Source organism: Virgibacillus senegalensis (assembly GCF_000821245.2).
GTDB classification, from domain to species: domain Bacteria; phylum Bacillota; class Bacilli; order Bacillales; family Amphibacillaceae; genus Sediminibacillus; species Sediminibacillus senegalensis.
In genome coordinates this window covers 162,503-181,201 of record NZ_LN611424.1, presented here as the reverse complement: position 1 = coordinate 181,201, position 18,699 = coordinate 162,503, and the positions used below count along the sequence as shown (strand labels likewise).

General features: G+C 42.2%; 17 protein-coding genes. 5 read left to right on the top strand and 12 right to left on the bottom strand.

Annotated elements, in window-relative coordinates; translation table 11 throughout:
- Window positions 1-79 precede the first annotated feature (79 nt).
- Window positions 80-748 (top strand): haloacid dehalogenase type II, encoded by a 669-nt coding sequence (locus BN1067_RS05190; protein ID WP_053217836.1) that lies wholly within the window; start codon window positions 80-82, stop codon window positions 746-748.
- A gap of 165 nt (window positions 749-913) precedes the next feature.
- On the opposite strand, the gene BN1067_RS05185 is transcribed toward BN1067_RS05190, so the two are convergent.
- A complete protein-coding gene (locus BN1067_RS05185; RefSeq protein ID WP_053217834.1) occupies window positions 914-1,900 on the bottom strand; it encodes an aldo/keto reductase in 987 nt (328 codons plus the stop codon).
- Between the two features lie 564 nt (window positions 1,901-2,464).
- Window positions 2,465-4,396 (bottom strand): fructose-bisphosphatase class III, encoded by a 1,932-nt coding sequence (locus BN1067_RS05180; protein ID WP_053217832.1) that lies wholly within the window; start codon window positions 4,394-4,396, stop codon window positions 2,465-2,467.
- A gap of 559 nt (window positions 4,397-4,955) precedes the next feature.
- Here BN1067_RS05180 and BN1067_RS05175 point away from each other — a divergent pair.
- Window positions 4,956-6,419: a methyl-accepting chemotaxis protein gene (locus BN1067_RS05175; protein WP_053217830.1), complete on the top strand. Its 1,464-nt coding sequence runs from the start codon at window positions 4,956-4,958 to the stop codon at window positions 6,417-6,419.
- A 102-nt stretch (window positions 6,420-6,521) separates the two neighbouring features.
- Here BN1067_RS05175 and BN1067_RS20590 read toward each other — a convergent pair whose 3' ends face one another.
- Window positions 6,522-6,656 carry a hypothetical protein gene (locus BN1067_RS20590; protein WP_407701349.1) on the bottom strand — a complete coding sequence of 45 codons (135 nt, stop codon included), beginning with the start codon at window positions 6,654-6,656 and terminating at the stop codon, window positions 6,522-6,524.
- Window positions 6,657-6,908: 252 nt separating this feature from the next.
- Entirely contained in the window at window positions 6,909-7,145 is a 237-nt protein-coding gene (locus tag BN1067_RS05165; RefSeq protein WP_053217826.1) for a hypothetical protein, read from the bottom strand.
- 143 nt (window positions 7,146-7,288) lie between these two features.
- On the opposite strand from BN1067_RS05165, the gene BN1067_RS05160 reads away from it, so the two are divergent.
- Complete coding sequence (locus BN1067_RS05160) at window positions 7,289-7,942, top strand: hypothetical protein (RefSeq protein ID WP_053217824.1); 654 nt, start codon at window positions 7,289-7,291, stop codon at window positions 7,940-7,942.
- Window positions 7,943-8,400: 458 nt separating this feature from the next.
- On the opposite strand, the gene BN1067_RS05155 is transcribed toward BN1067_RS05160, so the two are convergent.
- From BN1067_RS05155 to BN1067_RS05140, 4 genes are all read right to left on the bottom strand, one after another.
- Window positions 8,401-8,844 carry a hypothetical protein gene (locus tag BN1067_RS05155; protein WP_234400632.1) on the bottom strand — a complete coding sequence of 148 codons (444 nt, stop codon included), beginning with the start codon at window positions 8,842-8,844 and terminating at the stop codon, window positions 8,401-8,403.
- 39 nt (window positions 8,845-8,883) lie between these two features.
- Window positions 8,884-10,593, bottom strand: a complete 1,710-nt coding sequence (locus BN1067_RS05150; protein WP_053217822.1) for a sodium:solute symporter family protein — start codon at window positions 10,591-10,593, stop codon at window positions 8,884-8,886.
- Window positions 10,594-10,624: 31 nt separating this feature from the next.
- Window positions 10,625-10,909, bottom strand: coding sequence for a DUF4212 domain-containing protein (locus BN1067_RS05145; protein ID WP_053217820.1), 285 nt, complete (start codon window positions 10,907-10,909; stop codon window positions 10,625-10,627).
- 669 nt (window positions 10,910-11,578) lie between these two features.
- A complete protein-coding gene (locus BN1067_RS05140; RefSeq protein WP_053217819.1) occupies window positions 11,579-11,863 on the bottom strand; it encodes a DUF6958 family protein in 285 nt (94 codons plus the stop codon).
- Window positions 11,864-12,205: 342 nt separating this feature from the next.
- Between BN1067_RS05140 and BN1067_RS05135 the strand changes: the two genes are divergently transcribed.
- Both BN1067_RS05135 and BN1067_RS05130 read left to right on the top strand, forming a co-directional pair.
- Complete coding sequence (locus BN1067_RS05135) at window positions 12,206-15,682, top strand: LysM peptidoglycan-binding domain-containing protein (protein ID WP_199868470.1); 3,477 nt, start codon at window positions 12,206-12,208, stop codon at window positions 15,680-15,682.
- A 218-nt stretch (window positions 15,683-15,900) separates the two neighbouring features.
- Window positions 15,901-16,392, top strand: coding sequence for a DinB family protein (locus BN1067_RS05130; protein ID WP_053217818.1), 492 nt, complete (start codon window positions 15,901-15,903; stop codon window positions 16,390-16,392).
- Window positions 16,393-16,514: 122 nt separating this feature from the next.
- Here the strand turns inward: BN1067_RS05130 and BN1067_RS20380 are convergent, their stop codons facing one another.
- From BN1067_RS20380 to BN1067_RS05115, 4 genes are all read right to left on the bottom strand, one after another.
- Window positions 16,515-16,640, bottom strand: a complete 126-nt coding sequence (locus tag BN1067_RS20380) for a hypothetical protein (protein WP_267893596.1) — start codon at window positions 16,638-16,640, stop codon at window positions 16,515-16,517.
- Window positions 16,641-16,747: 107 nt separating this feature from the next.
- Entirely contained in the window at window positions 16,748-16,936 is a 189-nt protein-coding gene (locus BN1067_RS05125; RefSeq protein WP_053217816.1) for a hypothetical protein, read from the bottom strand.
- Between the two features lie 141 nt (window positions 16,937-17,077).
- Window positions 17,078-17,761, bottom strand: coding sequence for a hypothetical protein (locus tag BN1067_RS05120; RefSeq protein WP_053217814.1), 684 nt, complete (start codon window positions 17,759-17,761; stop codon window positions 17,078-17,080).
- Between the two features lie 380 nt (window positions 17,762-18,141).
- The gene (locus tag BN1067_RS05115; RefSeq protein WP_234400631.1) at window positions 18,142-18,540 is read right to left on the bottom strand and encodes a 3D domain-containing protein; all 399 of its coding nucleotides are present in this window, start codon (window positions 18,538-18,540) and stop codon (window positions 18,142-18,144) included.
- Window positions 18,541-18,699: the final 159 nt, after the last annotated feature.

Genomic DNA, 18,699 nt, shown 5'->3' with positions numbered 1-18,699 from the left:
ATAAAGCGCTTCGGAAAATGATACAATATATAGGGAAAAGCTTAAATAATCACTCACAAAGGGAAAGGAGACCATGTTGATGCCTACCGCAAAAACAAAAGCACTCGTATTTGACGTATATGGCACATTATTTGATGTGCATTCCGTAGAAGAAAAGTGCCAGGAGCTGTTTGAAGGAAAAGGAAAAGAAATCAGCAAGTTGTGGCGCCAAAAGCAATTGGAGTACGCCTTTTTACGTCAGTTAATGGGACAATACGCTTCTTTTAAAACAATAACCACGGACTCTTTGCGCTATGCTTTGAAAACATTGAACCTTTCCTTTCAGGAAGTTCACATGCAGCAGCTTCTGGATGCTTATGAAAAACTATCTTACTACCCGGAAGTTCCTGAAGTGTTACAACAAATGAAGCATAAGAAGCTCGCTGTCTTCTCCAACGGCTCCCGGGATATGCTGGAACCTCTTATTCACCATTCTGGTTTAGCACCACTTTTTCATGAAATAATCAGTGTCGATGACATAAAACAATATAAACCTTCACCCGCATCCTATAACCATGTTTTAAATGTTCTAGGGGTTGAACGGGAGGAAGTGCTCTTTATGTCTTCCAATGGATGGGATATAAGCGGCGCAAAAAGCTTTGGATTTCAAACGGCCTGGATCAACCGCAGTCAGTCGCCAGTCGAGGAGTTAAACCAGAAGCCACACCATATTTATGAAGACTTGAATGGGATAGTAGAGTGGCGTTGATGTGACACCTCTTAGCGTCCTTGAGGGAACTTTGGGGAGACTGGAATGCAAGATTCCCGGAAATCCCTATCGTTAAGATACCCGCGCAAAAAGGAAGGAGCCCAAATCCAGGGCTCCTTTTTTAAAAACCTATTTAGAAACGTCATGCTGCCTATTGTTGCCCTTTTAGTCGGGCAACGGAGCATTCTCGGAAACAAAGCCTTTTTCCACTAATTCCTTCCAGAAGTCTTGTGGAATATCCCGTTGAATCATCTGGATGTCTTCTTTGATTCTGCCTGGATGCGTAGAGCCGGGAATCACTGCTTTGACAGCAGGATGGGCAGTAGAAAACTGAAGAGCTGCCGCTTTTAAAGGTACATCGTATTTTTCCCCAATTTTGTTTAGTTGGTTTACATGCTCCAAGATTTCGGGGCCTGCCTTTTCGTAGTTATAGTGGTCGCCGCCAAGCAATACACCAGAATTGTACGGGCTGCCGACGACAATATCGATGCCTTTCTTTTCTGCTGTAGGCATCATCCGCTGCAACCCTTGCTCATGTTGCAAAAGCGTGTACTGTGTGGCCGACAAACATACATCTGGCTGGGTTTCCTCCAGCATCATCGCCAATTCGATCGGCTCTGTCGTGTTGACCCCTAGTCCCCACGAGCGGATAACTCCTTCTTCACGAAGCTGCGTCAGGACGCGAAAAGCGCCTTTTCGTGCCTCTTCAAACTTTGCTGTCCACTCCTCCCCATGAAAGTCAGGAGAAACATCGTGAACAAATACCATATCTAAACGATCGGTCTTCAGCCGTTCCAAACTCTGTTCTATCGACCGCTTCGTCGCTTCCTCCGTATAATCGGTGACAATCTTGTTGTTCCGGGCATATTCGAAAAGGCCCTCTTTTTCCTCTTTTTCCTCCGTGACGTAGCGTCCCACTTTGGTACTAATGACATAGTCGTCACGATTATACTGGGATAGTACCTCGCCAACACGCATTTCTGCCAAACCGAAGCCATAGAACGGTGCTGTGTCAAAATAACGCACGCCCTGATCCCAAGCCGTTTGGATGGTAGTTAGCGCTTCTTCTTCCGGCACTTCCCGGAACATATTGCCTAAAGGTGCAGTACCTAGCCCAACTTTATGATTTAATGCTTCTTCTAGTGATTTCATGCATCCATTCCTCCTTTTGTTCCCATTTCTTTAGATTGTATATCCCTTCGGAGGAATTTTAAAACAAGCCATATCTCCTAACTCATCACTTCTCCATCATTTCTATTTCTTCACCATAAACAAAAACCCCTTTCAAAAAGAGGCCACTGAAAAAGTCCTTTCTATCCAGAAGAGATTTTAAAGGTTGTTGTTGATTCTCACGAATCGCTTATCGGTGGATGCTTGCCGCGGGCACGGCCTCAGCTAACTTGGTCAAGAAGATCACTTAACCAAGTGGATCTTCGGCTCGCGCTGTTCCCGCAAGGGTCACCACCTAATACTCATCGTAGAATCAACAGAGGGTACTTTGAATTCTAAAAGAAAGTCACTCTTTCCTTGTACAATGAAAGGAATACATAATGGGGAGGGATTCGATGATAGACCGTCAATTATCTTAGATAAAAAGCGGTCTGTATGGAAATCAGATTCCATACAGACCGCTTTTTTTAAAATTCTACTTTTCAAAGACCTTCAGTTTTTCAGTGGCCTCTTCAAAAAAGGGGGGTTTTCGGACCTATACAATTTTTATTTCAAATACCGATATTCCAACAGATCGTTCAAAATCGATACTTCCTGTAGTAACTCTTTGCCGATGTTTGTCTCCCGGACCTTCTTTCTTTCCAGTTCCTTATCGACCAGTCGCTTTACGGACAGGACATCCATTCCATTTTGCATGATTTCTTCTTTAGAATTAAAATGCTTGTGGGCGACGAGCTGCATCCCGTAGGAGTTATACAACAAGGTGTACCCAGCGATTCCCGTCGTTGGCTGATAAGCCTTGGAAAACCCTCCATCAATGACAATCATCTTTCCATTTGCCTTAATCGGATCTTCCCCTTCAATTTCTTTTACCGGGGTATGTCCATTGATTATATGTCCCTGATCCGGATCCATATCGAATTCCTCAAGGATTTTCCGGCAGATTTCTTCCTGTTCCCGTAAATGGTAGTAAGGATTTTTCCGCTCTTTGTGGGTCTTTTTATCCTTGATGAAATAGCGTTCGAAGGTAGTCATTTCCCTTTTACCGAACAAAGAGGAGGATTCTCCTGTCCACAAATACCAGACCATATCTGTTGCCAAATCGTCGGTTTGATCCGGGTGTGCAAAGGAATAGCGTAAATGGCGCTCAAATACATCGAACAATTCCCGACCTTTATAGCTTTTCCCTTCAATCGTCATGCTTTCCATGTTTCCCTCTTCATCTAAAGGAATGCAGCCATGAATTAGCAGGTTGCCATTATACTTCAAATAAAGGCTGCCTTTTTTCATCAGGAATTTCATGTGTCTCGCCAGTTTTTCCGAATGCTGGACGGAGAAAAGCAGACGATCCATCACTTCCGCTTCTTCTTCTAACAGCTCCTCCGGATTTTCCGGATTAATCGTGGCAAAGCATGGATTTTCGATTTTATAGGTTTCCCCGTGAATCGTCACTTCGTTTTTGTCATAATCGATTTTCTCCAGCAGCAGCCGGTCGGACATGTTAAAGTACGGACGCCTTTTGATAATCGGGCTTTCGAGCTTGAACTGAATCATGGCAATCGCCTGGTGGATTTTCGTTATTTGCCATTGTTCATAATCGGACAGCTTTTCATCCGCCTGCTTTTTAGGCCGGAAAGCAGGGTTGTCATCGTAATATTTCTCAGCAAGGTTGAGAAGCGGACGAAGATTGATGCCATATGCATCCTCGATGATGTTTAAATTGTTATAACGGGCACAAATCCGAATAATATTGGCGAGGCAAACCTTTGATCCGGCAAAGGCTCCCAGCCACAACACATCATGGTTGCCCCATTGAATGTCGATGGAATGATAATTAATCAGGGTTTCCATGATTTTATCCGGCTCCGGTCCACGGTCATAGATATCCCCTACAACATGAAGGTGATCGACGACAAGCCTTTGCGTCGTGTAAGCAAGCCCGATGATCAACTTATCAGCTTGTCCAAGTGTTATAATTTGCTGGACGATCTTGGTATAATATTCCTTCTTGTTGGTGAATTCATCTGTCTTATACAACAGTTCTTCAATAATATAAACAAATTGTTCAGGCAATGCTTTGCGGAGCTTTGAGCGCGTATATTTGGAGGAAGCGTATGAGATAAGCTCAATCATATTCCGGATCGTTTGCGTGTACCATTCATTTAACTCTTGTCGATTTTGGAAGTTATTTTTGATTAGCTTTATCTTTTCTTCCGGATAGTAGACCAAGGTCGCGAATTCATTGATTTCTTCCTCTGATAACTCCTCTGCAAACAGATCGTTTATTTTCTCTTTCACTTTGCCGGAGCCATTCCTTAATACGTGCTGGAAGGCTTGGTATTCACCGTGCAAATCGCTGACAAAGTGCTCTGTCCCCTTTGGAAGATTGAGGATTGCCTCCAGGTTGATTATCTCTGTAACTACTTTTTCTTCACTGTTATATTTCTGGGCTAGTAAATCTAAGTATTTGGTGTTCAAAACGAATAATTCCCCTTTCGATGCTCCGCCTTGCTTTTGAAAGTACTAATAAGGAGCCATTGAGCCCTTGTGTTTGCAATTAAGTCTTGTCTTCCCTTTTTCTCCATATACAACCGAATTTCCTGCAAGGAGTTAACAGGAAACACCACAAACGCCACGTAGGACTGAACCTGAACATTACAGGCACTTTCTACCGACTGTCCCTTGTAAATACCCCTTGTAAACGATCATTAATCAGTCGCTTCCATAACTATTCGTTCTTCTGCGTCCAGTTTATGGAGGATGAGGACTTGTCCGATGAAGATATTAAAGAACTGCGATAGCACGCAGGATAGAAAATAAGCTACAGATTAAAGTGAAGGCTCGGCACCTTCGCTTTATTTTTTTGCTTTTTTCTTATTAAAGCCTCTGGAACCTTTAGCTAGGCCACCATTATCATTAAACGAGGACAGCCTCCTTCAACTCTGTTTGCCATAAATAGTTCTAAATACCTGAAAATACGTGCTTTTTTTTATTTTTCTGCTACTATTATAGTATAAAAGAACGAAGGAGAATGGGAATGTCCATCGAAGAATTAAATCTTAAAACCTTGAGAAAAAAGAATAACGTCATCTTAATGATGCTGATCCTATCGGTTATCTTAGGCATAGTGGTGGAGATGAGTTTAGGAAAACCACTGGAACTTATTTTGACCATTGCTATCGGCGGCGGAATACTATGTGCCGTTGTCGCTTTCTTGAATTTAACCAAGCGTCTGACGAAGCAATTAGCTTATTTGTCGATAATTGGTTTGGGGGTGCTTTTGGGAGCGATTATCATTGTCAGCCCCTCGGAAAACAACCTTTCCTTGATTTACTTTTTGTTGATTTGTTCCGCCCTTTATATGAATCTGATCCTCTATGCCATCGGTACGGTTTTCGGAGTCGGGTTGCTCATTTTCGCTTTTACTTTAAACGGAGATGTCTATTCATCCGATATAGGCACCTATTTGCTGCTGTTTTCTTTAGCTGTCATTGTTCTGTTTTTCCAGCAAAAAATCATGGGCAACCTGGAAAAGAACCTCAGCTCCACCCAGATTGCAATGGCAGAAAAACTGGAAAAGGAAGAAGCACAGCGTGTTGCGTTAGCAGATAACTCGGAAGTCATTGCAGCAAATATGCTTAAGATAGAAGGACAATCGGAAGAAGAGAAAGCAGTGACCCAGGAAATCAACATGGCGCTTCAAGAGATGGCGTCGGGAACACAGTCACAGGAAAATGCCATCGCCGATATAACAAATGCGATAGAAAGCACCGCAAAACAAGTGGACGTGATGAATGGCCGAGTGGATCAAATTATCGACTCGACCACTCATATGACGACTCAAATCGATATAGGTCGCTCACAGTCACAACTACTGAGTGACCAAATGGACGAATTCAAACAGTTCATCAATTTAACGGAAAAGAATATGCAGCAACTGAGCGGGAATATCGAGTCTTCTTTAGGGTCCATCCAGGCTATCCAGGAGATTACTTCTCAAACGAACCTACTTGCCTTGAATGCATCGATCGAGGCGGCAAGGGCTGGGGAAGCCGGGAAAGGGTTCTCCGTAGTAGCCGAGGAAATCCGGAAACTTGCTGAAACAACAGATACAACCGCTGTCCAGATTTCTACTACACTGAATGAAATTCATTCGAACAATCTCGATACACAAGACCAAATGAGTAATGTCGCGAGAAAAATGGATGAAAATATCGAAGGAACGATCAAAAACAAAGCAATCTTTGAATCGATTGAAAAGTCGATTGCTAATTTGAAACAGGAAATCCACTCATTTAGTACCGTCGCGAAACATATCGATCAAGAAACCGGCTCTATTGAAGGAGCGGTAAGCGAATTTGCTTCCATCTTACAACAAGCCTCCGCTTCGCTTGAAGAAATTTCGGCAACTGTCCAATCGCAAACCGAAAATAAAGAACAGCTTGCCCAATTAATTCAAAATACCAATAAAGCCACGCAAAATCTTGCCAATCTTTTTTAAAACGGGAATTCTTTCACAGGAGAAACGGCCTTGCCCCCTCCTACCAACAGGGACAAGGCCGTCGTTTTATTTACCTGTTTTAATCTTCTTTGTACTTCTCTTTCACCGTACCGGAACCGATTCCTCCCCGACCATGAGGATGAGTGGTCCGAAATTCCATAAAAAGAACCCGCCATACAAGGACAAGTCCCATCCCGCTACCTTATTCAAAAGGGTAACTACCAACTTAATCACCAAAAGAACGGCCTCCATTTAAAAATACGATGTCAAACTCCTTCAGTTTCGGATAAGCCAATTGCCTGCTATCGTTTATCACTTTTTTCTTCAGTTCTTCATCACTTCTCAATAATTCATCAATTGTATTCCGAATAGGTCGCTCAACTTCATGATGCAGTGAGGGAAAGAAAAATCCTAAAATAGAGGACATTACGAACCTAACGTAATGTCCTCTATTTTAGGATTAAAATTTCTATCATATTTAAAATTCTATTACTGTTTGTTTATATATGCTTTTAATATTAACACCACACCTATAACCCCTAACAAAATTGCTATTATTATAGGAATGGTTCCAACCTCTTTTAATGCAGTACCGAAAATACCAATTTGGCCGTTCCATCCATTTTCCAATAATACGTAAGAATAATTAGAAGCTGCTATTAAAGTCGATCCATAAATAATAGCACTTAATAATAAAAAGGCTAAACCAATATATGTTTTTTGCATTCTATCATCCTCCTCTACGGATAATTGTACATGTCTAATTAACAAATCAAAACCCATTTTTAACCTTTTATGGGGTTGAAATCCATATCCTAGTAATTTACAATTAATTTGTAACAATATTTTACAGAAAGGAAGGATAGTTTATGAGTTTTTCTTTAAGTAAGAAGAAATTTTTCTCAATTTTATCATTACTCAGCTTATTTGCAATGGTATTTATGTTCAGTACATCTTCAGTCACTGCCGCATCTTCACCAGATACAAAAGTGGAAGACATCACTCCTGATAATCCAGAAGAATTTATAAAAGAAATGGGATGGGAAAAACCTACTCCTGATGCCAAATTAATCAAAGTAGTCCGTGTCTCCTCCGAAAAAGCAGATAAAGAAGTTGAAGCGAATGAGAAAATCGTACAACCTCAGGGTCTGTATTATAACATTAAAAATGTAAGAAATATTGGCCAACTTTGTGGTACTTCTGTCCAAGCCAGAACCTCCGGCACAGGTGGTGCAGATGGAGTTTTAACATTAAAACAAACTGCTTCTGTATCGAACAGTTATAGTGCAAATGTAGGAGTATCTTCTGGAACGATTTCAGGGGGAGTGGGTTTTGATGTTACTAAATCAATGTCACGAGAAACTAGTTATGCTGTAAATACTCACGGAAATGACTATCAAATAGTGGCTTATGATGACTACCAAGGGAAAAGCTTTGATGTTTACAACATATTCGGCAGCAAAGCAGGATCTGGAACTGCGTTGAGGCAAGTAGGCTTTTGTTATTCAGCTTATGAGATATGATAGTACCGTTTTCTATTACATATGATTCATCTAATCTCGGAGGGTGCCTTTAATGGCAACCCTTATTTTTTTGATATATTTATAAATTATAACTGCCAGGCCTGACTATGATTAAAAGATTCTATTAAGTAAGTATTCAAAATGCTTTTACCTTTTTCTCTAATTCGTTTCGGTAGACTTCTCTAAAGTCGGTATTTGCCTTTACGATAGCTTTCCCGCGCTAGTCATATTTTCAAACAGATTCATATTTAAGATATGTACTTTTTCATTACAATCGAATTAGAAAGGTTTTGTCCATTAAATTAATTTTAATTCACCTGAAAAAACGCAAAAAAACCGAACGAGTTCGAATACTCAGAGATTCGAATCATCGTTCGGTTCAGGCTTTGCCCCTACTTTTTTATTCCAGTCACTTTAAAATAGCCTTCCAACTATAGTTCAAGTGTATAATCATGACCCTAGCCATCTAAACTATACTGCTTCGTCACTGTTTTCCTAATAAAATGACCAGATCCAAGCCATGCCGACAATGCAAAAATCAGATAAATAGCCTGTGTGGCCTGAGCACCCTGCAAGAGCACTTGTAATCCCATTCCAAGTCCCAGTGCCGGTATCACCACCAGGAATGTACGAAAGATGCGTTCAAACCCTTTGTGAGAAGGCAATGGCCAGATACGCGAAAATGCAATTCCCAGGACAACACCCCATACGGTAACAATAAAAAGTTGGATGAGCACCAGTGGTGTGGGAAAAGGCCAGTCTAATAAGTATGCTCCGATTAAATAGAACAGCTCCAAAAATAACGTAATGCCTATTACTTTCCGAAAGGTTTGCAAGCCCATCTTAGGATGAAACCATACGAGCACTGTCGCCGAACTTGCGATGATATTGATTATATCCAACGTATCCGCCTCCTTCTCACCAATAATACCAAATCCTGACTAGTTATCTTCTTTTGTGGCTGCAATTTCCAGCTCGCTGTCCATTTCAGGTGCCCGGACACTTTCTATCAGCTGCTGGATTTCCACTGGAGGTGCCGGTGTATTGCGCGACACGATAAAGCTCACGATGAAGTTTAGAAGCATACCGATAACACCAACCCCTTGAGCATTGATACCAAAGAAGCTGTTCAAGATTGCGCCATCGGTTCCGAATATGGACTCCGAGAGAATAAGGCCGATCATCACAAGGGTAAAAATCAAGCCTGTAAGAATCCCGGCAATCGCCCCCTCTTTATTCATTCGTTTATCAAATATTCCAAGTAGGATAACCGGGAAGAGACTCGCTGCACCTAAACCGAATGCCAAGGCAACGACTTCCCCTGCGAACCCTGGCGGATTGATCCCAACATAGGCGGCAATCAACAGAGCGACCAATAAGGTGAGACGCCCAACCCGCAGTCTTTGTTTTTCCGAAGCTTCTTTATTAAAAATCCGGTAGTAAATATCGTGAGAGACCGCACTCGACATGGTGATCAACAATCCTGACGCGGTCGATAAGGCTGCCGCTAAACCGCCTGTTGCCACCAGGGCGATGATAAACGGCGCTAAATTGGCGACTTCAGGCGTAGACAGAACGATGATGTCCCCATCAATGACAACCTCGTTGTCTGCTTCCCCTTCCGAAAAATTAACGATGCCATCGCTATTTAAGTCATTAAATTGTAATAAGCCGGTCGTTTCCCATTTATTTACCCAGTCGATCTCTTGCACTTCTTCCAGCGGCTGGTCGGCGATGGTATTAATCAGATTATACTTGGCAAACGCGCCAACAGCAGGTGCAGTTAAATAGAGCAACGCGATAAATATAATAGCCCATACTGCCGACCACCGGGCAGCCCGGACATTTTTAACCGTATAGAAACGAACAATTACGTGTGGCAGTCCAGCCGTTCCGGCCATTAATGCCAATGTAATCATGAATACATTGAGCAAGGACAAATCCGTGAATGGAGCCATGTACTCTGTCATCCCTAAATCGATTTGCAGAGTAGTCAATCGATCCACGATATCACTGCCCGTAAGTGCAAGCTGTGGAACGGGATTCCCCGTTAACTGAAGTGAAATAGCGATAGCGGGGATTAAAAAAGCAATGATGATGACAAAATATTGAGTAGCTTGTGTCCAGGTGATCCCTTTCATCCCTCCAAGAAGGGCGAAGAAGCCGACAATGGCCATTCCGATTAAAACGCCAACAATAATATCAACCTGTAAGTATCGACTAAATACAATTCCGACCCCTCGCATTTGACCGGAAATGTAAGTCAAAGAAATAAAGATGGTCGCAATTGCAGCAACCGTCCGGGCTGAGCTGGAATAAAAACGGTCTCCGATAAAATCGGGCACGGTAAATTTTCCGAACTTCCTTAAGTATGGGGCCAATAGTAAGGCCAAAAGTACATATCCACCAGTCCATCCCATCAAATAAATCGTTCCGTCATATCCTAAAAACGCAACAAGTCCGGCCATGGAAATAAACGAAGCAGCAGACATCCAATCCGCAGCAATTGCCGCTCCATTGGCCACCGTAGGAACATTTTGCCCTGCCACATAAAAGCTGGACGTATCCTTTACCCGCGACCACCAGCCAATCCCTGTATAGAGTCCAAAGGTGATCAGTACCATGATTATCGTAATAGCTTCTACACTCAATGCCATACCTCCCTATGTCCCTATAGTCTTTTTATTGGTCTTTCTTTTCGAAATACTCCCTGTCCAATTTGTCCATTCTAATGGCATAAATCAAAATCAAGAGGATAAATACCAGAATGGCGCCCTGCTGTGAAATCCAGAACGATAATGTCACCCCGAAAAAGGGTACTTCGTTTAAAGGAGCGGCAAAAAGCACACCCCCACCTAAGCCAACAAGAAACCAAACCACCAGTAAAAACGAGATAAGCTTGATGTTTTTCTTCCAATACCAATTTTGTTTATCATCAAGTGTTTGTACTTTTTCCGGTTCACCCATTGTCAAGCCTCCTTTGAATTCATATCATCATCCTTCAGCCAATGACTTAGCGCCTAATATAATGTACTGCTTCATCAGATAAAGCGCTTACAATTATCGCGATAAATCACCCCCTTACCGGAAACATCTTACAGCTTCTTTTTATTTATATGGGATAGTCCCGCTTTTTATTTTTGGAAAATTCCGATATTTAACTAAACAAAGATATTCGTAAAAACTTCTAATGTAACGGTGGGTCTATAGGATGCAATGAAAAGGACGATGGTGCTGTCCTGCTCCCTGGTTTACCTAATCGGAAAAGATGAATATTCGAGCTGAAATCCAAGGTGCTGCAGAGCGCCCCTATTTAAACAGCAACGCTAATTCGTTAACCAATGAAGTGATGGAACAAAAATGAACGGACCTCTTACTGATTGTTCCAGGTGTGAGCTATCTTGAGGTATCACGCGTGGCTTACTATTACTCTTTATGAAGCTTCTTCCTTTTGGGCCCTGAATCCACAATCGACATTCCGTCTGACGGGAGAAACAGCTCAATAATTTTAACAGATCGCATCTCACGAAATAAAGAGAGTGAAATTTGCTAACACACTATTTCGACAACTATCTGTATTTTCCTTCCTTTCCCAAAAATAACCGTTTATTTTTATTCCGTTATTGACATCTCTATCTAATCCTTATCCGTCATTGCGAGGTATTGCAATCTTTTGTGGGTATATCTTTTGATCATGTCCCTTGCTTCCAAGTCCAGTTTAACGGCAGTGACATACCAAGTAACGGATCCTTCAAATTTCCCTTTCAGTCTTTCGTTCACTTCTTTTGTCAATTGTTTATAAGAGATGCCATCGCCCCTACGAACGGTCGATACTATTTCCTTTTTGATAAGGTCATATTTATCCAAACGGATTCTTGCACCTTGCTTTCCTTCTGGATGCTGCAGCTGAATCATTTCCATGTTTATCATCTCCCTTTATATAGAAAATTCTCCTAAAGAAAGAAATACTTTTCAAGGAGTTTTTCAGAAGTTTTTTCCGATATTTGGCCAACTTAATGGAAACTTTTAAAACGCTATTTCCCTTTACGATATAGTCATAGTCTTCCTCCCGAAGATTAAATTTTAAAAAAAGAGGTGATGATATGCCTTGGCATCTTTTCAACCTAGTCGCTACCGGCTTATGACTGCATTTGTAGGAATACACCTTCGCTTTAGTATCTAGCCCCCTATGAAAACATCCTAGATTTACTCCATTGTTCGATTCACTCCAAACTATTCTATTAGAAAAGAGAGGTTATGAAAATGGCAGTAACTTATGCTAATACGATCACTTATATTGTACAAGCCGGCGACAATTTGAGCAGCATCGCTCAGCGCTTCGGCATGACTCTCGCCGAAATTCAGGAGCTGAATAACATTAGCGATCCGGATCTTATTCAAATCGGGCAGGAGTTATTGGTTTACGATAACAGCGGCAGTGATCCGACTCCGAATACCACGATTTATGTCGTACAGGCTGGCGACAACTTAAGCAGCATCGCTCAACGCTTCGGCATGACTCTGGCCGAAATTCAGGAGCTGAATAACATTAGCGATCCAGATCTTATTCAAGTCGGACAGGAATTATTAGTCTATGACAACGGAGCCGATGATCCTACTCCTAGTACCATCGTTTATGTCGTTCAGGCTGGCGACAATTTAAGCAGCATCGCTCAGCGCTTCGGCATGACTCTCGCCGAAATTCAGGAGCTGAATAACATTAGCGATCCGGATCTTATTCAAATCGGGCAGGAGTTATTGGTTTACGATAACAGCGGCAGTGATCCGACTCCGAATACCACGATTTATGTCGTACAGGCTGGCGACAACTTAAGCAGCATCGCTCAACGCTTCGGCATGACTCTGGCCGAAATTCAGGAGCTGAATAACATTAGCGATCCAGATCTTATTCAAGTCGGACAGGAATTATTAGTCTATGACAACGGAGCCGATGATCCTACTCCTAGTACCATCGTTTATGTCGTTCAGGCTGGCGACAATTTAAGCAGCATCGCTCAGCGCTTCGGCATGACTCTCGCCGAAATTCAGGAGCTGAATAACATTAGCGATCCGGATCTTATTCAAATCGGGCAGGAGTTATTGGTTTACGATAACAGCGGCAGTGATCCGACTCCGAATACCACGATTTATGTCGTACAGGCTGGCGACAACTTAAGCAGCATCGCTCAACGCTTCGGCATGACTCTGGCCGAAATTCAGGAGCTGAATAACATTAGCGATCCAGATCTTATTCAAGTCGGACAGGAATTATTAGTCTATGACAACGGAGCCGATGATCCTACTCCTAGTACCATCGTTTATGTCGTTCAGGCTGGCGACAATTTAAGCAGCATCGCTCAGCGCTTCGGCATGACTCTCGCCGAAATTCAGGAGCTGAATAACATTAGCGATCCGGATCTTATTCAAATCGGGCAGGAGTTATTGGTTTACGATAACAGCGGCAGTGATCCGACTCCGAATACCACGATTTATGTCGTACAGGCTGGCGACAACTTAAGCAGCATCGCTCAACGCTTCGGCATGACTCTGGCCGAAATTCAGGAGCTGAATAACATTAGCGATCCAGATCTTATTCAAGTCGGACAGGAATTATTAGTCTATGACAACGGAGCCGATGATCCTACTCCTAGTACCATCGTTTATGTCGTTCAGGCTGGCGACAATTTAAGCAGCATCGCTCAGCGCTTCGGCATGACTCTCGCCGAAATTCAGGAGCTGAATAACATTAGCGATCCGGATCTTATTCAAATCGGGCAGGAGTTATTGGTTTACGATAACAGCGGCAGTGATCCGACTCCGAATACCACGATTTATGTCGTACAGGCTGGCGACAACTTAAGCAGCATCGCTCAACGCTTCGGCATGACTCTGGCCGAAATTCAGGAGCTGAATAACATTAGCGATCCAGATCTTATTCAAGTCGGACAGGAATTATTAGTCTATGACAACGGAGCCGATGATCCTACTCCTAGTACCATCGTTTATGTCGTTCAGGCTGGCGACAATTTAAGCAGCATCGCTCAGCGCTTCGGCATGACTCTCGCCGAAATTCAGGAGCTGAATAACATTAGCGATCCGGATCTTATTCAAATCGGGCAGGAGTTATTGGTTTACGATAACAGCGGCAGTGATCCGACTCCGAATACCACGATTTATGTCGTACAGGCTGGCGACAACTTAAGCAGCATCGCTCAACGCTTCGGCATGACTCTGGCCGAAATTCAGGAGCTGAATAACATTAGCGATCCAGATCTTATTCAAGTCGGACAGGAATTATTAGTCTATGACAACGGAGCCGATGATCCTACTCCTAGTACCATCGTTTATGTCGTTCAGGCTGGCGACAATTTAAGCAGCATCGCTCAGCGCTTCGGCATGACTCTCGCCGAAATTCAGGAGCTGAATAACATTAGCGATCCGGATCTTATTCAAATCGGGCAGGAGTTATTGGTTTACGATAACAGCGGCAGTGATCCGACTCCGAATACCACGATTTATGTCGTACAGGCTGGCGACAACTTAAGCAGCATCGCTCAACGCTTCGGCATGACTCTGGCCGAAATTCAGGAGCTGAATAACATTAGCGATCCAGATCTTATTCAAGTCGGACAGGAATTATTAGTCTATGACAACGGAGCCGATGATCCTACTCCTAGTACCATCGTTTATGTCGTTCAGGCTGGCGACAATTTAAGCAGCATCGCTCAGCGCTTCGGCATGACTCTCGCCGAAATTCAGGAGCTGAATAACATTAGCGATCCGGATCTTATTCAAATCGGGCAGGAGTTATTGGTTTACGATAACAGCGGCAGTGATCCGACTCCGAATACCACGATTTATGTCGTACAGGCTGGCGACAACTTAAGCAGCATCGCTCAACGCTTCGGCATGACTCTGGCCGAAATTCAGGAGCTGAATAACATTAGCGATCCGGATCTTATTCAAGTCGGACAGGAATTATTAGTCTATGACAACGGAAGTGGTGATCCTACTCCTAGTACTATCGTTTATATCGTACAGGCTGGCGACAACTTAAGCAGCATCGCTCAACGCTTCGGCATGACTCTGGCCGAAATTCAGGAGCTGAATAATATTAGCGATCCGGATCTTATTCAAGTCGGACAGGAATTATTAGTCTATGACAACGGAAGTGGTGATCCGCCCCCTGGAGACGGCGATGCTCCTGTCACCCGTGTAACCGAAAGCCAGTTGAACCAAGTCGGCTGGTCAAGTGAGTATTTATCGGATGCTATTTTAGAAGATTTAAATAGTTGTCTAGAGAGATATAATATCACAACCAGATCAAGGATTTGCCACTTTATCAGCCAATGCAGTCACGAATCTGGTGCCGGACGGTGGACCAAGGAATTAGCATCTGGCGAAGATTATGAGGGGCGTGAAGATTTAGGCAACACAGAACCTGGTGATGGCCCCAAATTCAAAGGCGCAGGTTATATCCAATTGACAGGACGCTATAACTACACGCAATTTGCCAACGATATCGGTGACCCCGAAATTGTAAACCAAGGGGTTGATTATGTGGCTGAAAACTATCCATGGTCCAGCGCTGGATTCTGGTGGGAGTCAAACAATATGAATGCATTATGTGATACGAACCCAACTGTAGAAGCCGTCACCTTAAGGGTAAATGGCGGATACAACGGTTTGGAAGATCGCAGAATGTATTACAACAGATGTCTTTCTGTATTTTATGCATAAAGATGGAACTATTCGGAAGGGGCTGTTACAGCCCCTTCTTTACTGATAACCACAATGAGTTGTTCTATCTCTGATAACAAAACATATGATAAACTGTTGTTGTCAGAATTTTCTGTGGCATTAACGTTCATTGTACCTTTAAAGGGCTGCTTTATAACTATCTATAACACACCAGAAAATGAATCTTCATCAAAATGATTAAACGGGAGGGAATAGAAATGGATGCAAGGACACTTTTGTTACAACAATGGGCAAGCTGCTTGGATAAAGAGGAATGGTTTCCACCACTTGAAAAAGTGCTAGAGGATATGACTTATGAACAGGCACTTTGGAAACCAGTCGAGGGGGCTCATTCCATTTGGGAATTAGTTTGTCATTTACTTTTCTATGAAAAGAGATTTCTGGTGCGCTTTCTTGGTGAAACAGCGAATGAACCACAGGCAGAAAATAATGAAGCCACATTTCTACTACCAACTGAAACGGCAGAAAACTGGAAGAAAACAAAACAAGAATACGCTAATGTTCATCGTGAACTTGAAAAAATACTGGCAAAATCAGACCAAGAAGATTTGTATAGACAGGTCCCGAGAGAAGATAATCCATTAATACTCGAATTGAAGAGTTTAGCAATGCATGACGCATATCATATTGGGCAAATAGTATTCCTAAGTAAAATGCAAGGGGCTTGGACAGGGAAACGCAGTTTTTAAAACCATAAGGGGCTTTAATGAAATAAGTGCGTGAACGTCAAATCGAACCCCATCATTTAGAAACCTTCCGCCTTCTCTCAAATTAAGCTACTAACCCGCCCCTTTTGTTGTACTTTTCTTTTTCAACTGTTCAACCCGTTAGAGCTTAGTAATGGCAATAAATTGATCACAGGTTCTTCATAAAGGTGAATGCTTCTAATCGTGTTTTTTACGTATTCAGCATCCTTATATAAGAAACGAAATTCCATTGCTTATACTCCTAACGTTTTTTGTTAGAACTACTCACCATTTCTCCTTTGTACAGCCACCAAAAAAGAAAAGGATTTTCGAGCTTTTTTTGCTCCTACCAGTTTTCTTATTCATCTTTTTTATATAAACGCACACCCAATATAAAAAGCAATAGTAAAGAAACTAACGTGACAAAAGCTCCAAACCACTCAACCGCTTCCCCTCTAACTATATCCCCTATCATCAATCCTACGATTACACCTAACATTCCAGAAAGGAACGATTTCCATCGGTTACCCAAATGTTTCTCCCCCATTATAAGATAACACCTATCCTTGATCCACTACTCACTAGGAAGGTATGCCAATCAAATTCTCTAGCATGCTTGAATTTTTATGATTTCAAAAAGATAGCTCACTTAACGCCCGTGAACTATCAAATGAAAAACAGCTGACAATTAGTGAATATTCATGATACCAATAAGCCGTTTGACTTCTTCATCGTCCCCTGGCTCCACGTATACTTCCTCTGTATCATCGATGATTTCCTGTGTGTATTCCTTCATGTAATTTTCATCCACATTAGGATCACCGCTATCCCAGCGTAAAGGAACCTTATATACATTGATCGTTCCATCTCCATTGCTGCTATATGTAACAGATCCATCCACTAATCTGGAACCTGCCAGCTGGATAACATCCTCCGGATAGGCAGCGCTTGTCTCATCATTAGGATTGATTAGCTCTCCGGCTGGTATACGATGAACATTCAATTCATCAATTTCTTGATTGGGACCAAGCTGGAGCCATACTCTGGCATATTCGATTTCCTGAGAAGAAAACTCGGCCAATGGATCGTTTTGATCTTCGCTTTCAGAGTTGTTGGAGGAATTTTCGTCGCTTGTTTCATCTGAAGAAGTGTTATCCGAATCATCCGTCGCAGTTTCTCCTGAATCAGTCGAGGAATCTAAAACCTCCCCCTCTTCTTCCTGGTCGTCCGCTTTTTCTTCCGATTCGATAGCGGAATCATTTTCTGCAGGGTCTGTTTCTGATTCTTCATCCGAACTGCCACACCCTGTTAGCAACAGAACGAATCCTAGCAATACAAGAGTCCAGCACATAATTTTTACTTGTTTTTTCATTCCATCATTCCTTTCCTGTTGTACTCACAACTTAGCACACGAAAATCGGATGTCAACGGACTAAAGCATTATGCCCTTACACCTACACAATCTTCCAATTCAGGAAATATCCTTTTCACGCAACACTTACATTATATACCAATATATTATCTATCAAAATACCATAAATGGAAAAAACTAAACGAAGATGATGAAAATTAAGCGGTTTTATTGTTGAAATAAGATTTATTAAACGAGAGGGTATTTTAGAAAGGATTCTTTATTAAAGCATATGAAGAATCGTAGTTTGAAACGATGACTAATTAATGCATTCCAATCATTATAAGAACCGTAAAGCAAGCCCCCTTCTTAATCAGAAAGGGACTTGCTTCGATTTCTATTTAGTACAACACTTTCAATTCCTTTACGCCAAACTCTAATGCATCTTCTACATCTTCCATGTAAACATCCAAACGTCCTTTTGTAATAGCACTTCCTCTATCTTCACAGGTAAATGTCTTATCAAAGTACGGAATATAAACTTTTGTACCGAATGAGAAGGACGATGGACAGGCGATCGTTCGGCCTTCCTCTACTTCCGTTCCGGATGCTGTAATGCCATATCCCGGATCTTCTGGTTGTTTTCCGGTTGATTCATAGCCTGCCGTATAAGCAGATACTTTATAGGTTTCTCCCTTTGCGTCTGGAATGGTGATTGTCTGACCGGTAAAAATAATATCCGGGTTCGTGATAGAAGCGTTAAACTCCAGCAATGAATCTACACTCACGTTATGTTTCATTGAAATTTCCGATAGTACATCGCCTGATTCCACAGTGTACTTACTGCTTGCAGACACTTCGCTCGCGAATAAAAATAATCCTAAAGTTAGTAATGTAGCTAATGTTAAGTATTTGATAGTGAAAACCTCCTATGTTTTATCTGCTATAGGTATCGAATA

Excerpts from the sequence above, each read along its gene's own strand:
- BN1067_RS05145 (WP_053217820.1), bottom strand. The coding sequence starts at position 10,909 with ATGGGTGAACCGGAAAAAGTACAAACACTTGATGATAAACAAAATTGG.
- BN1067_RS05115 (WP_234400631.1), bottom strand. The coding sequence starts at position 18,540 with ATGAAACATAACGTGAGTGTAGATTCATTGCTGGAGTTTAACGCTTCT.
- BN1067_RS05165 (WP_053217826.1), bottom strand. The coding sequence starts at position 7,145 with ATGCAAAAAACATATATTGGTTTAGCCTTTTTATTATTAAGTGCTATT.
- BN1067_RS05185 (WP_053217834.1), bottom strand. The coding sequence starts at position 1,900 with ATGAAATCACTAGAAGAAGCATTAAATCATAAAGTTGGGCTAGGTACT.
- BN1067_RS05120 (WP_053217814.1), bottom strand. The coding sequence starts at position 17,761 with ATGAAAAAACAAGTAAAAATTATGTGCTGGACTCTTGTATTGCTAGGA.
- BN1067_RS05190 (WP_053217836.1), top strand. The coding sequence starts at position 80 with ATGCCTACCGCAAAAACAAAAGCACTCGTATTTGACGTATATGGCACA.
- BN1067_RS05130 (WP_053217818.1), top strand. The coding sequence starts at position 15,901 with ATGGATGCAAGGACACTTTTGTTACAACAATGGGCAAGCTGCTTGGAT.
- BN1067_RS05125 (WP_053217816.1), bottom strand. The coding sequence starts at position 16,936 with ATGGGGGAGAAACATTTGGGTAACCGATGGAAATCGTTCCTTTCTGGA.
- BN1067_RS05175 (WP_053217830.1), top strand. The coding sequence starts at position 4,956 with ATGTCCATCGAAGAATTAAATCTTAAAACCTTGAGAAAAAAGAATAAC.
- BN1067_RS05135 (WP_199868470.1), top strand. The coding sequence starts at position 12,206 with ATGGCAGTAACTTATGCTAATACGATCACTTATATTGTACAAGCCGGC.
- BN1067_RS05160 (WP_053217824.1), top strand. The coding sequence starts at position 7,289 with ATGAGTTTTTCTTTAAGTAAGAAGAAATTTTTCTCAATTTTATCATTA.
- BN1067_RS20380 (WP_267893596.1), bottom strand. The coding sequence starts at position 16,640 with ATGGAATTTCGTTTCTTATATAAGGATGCTGAATACGTAAAAAACACG.
- BN1067_RS05140 (WP_053217819.1), bottom strand. The coding sequence starts at position 11,863 with ATGGAAATGATTCAGCTGCAGCATCCAGAAGGAAAGCAAGGTGCAAGA.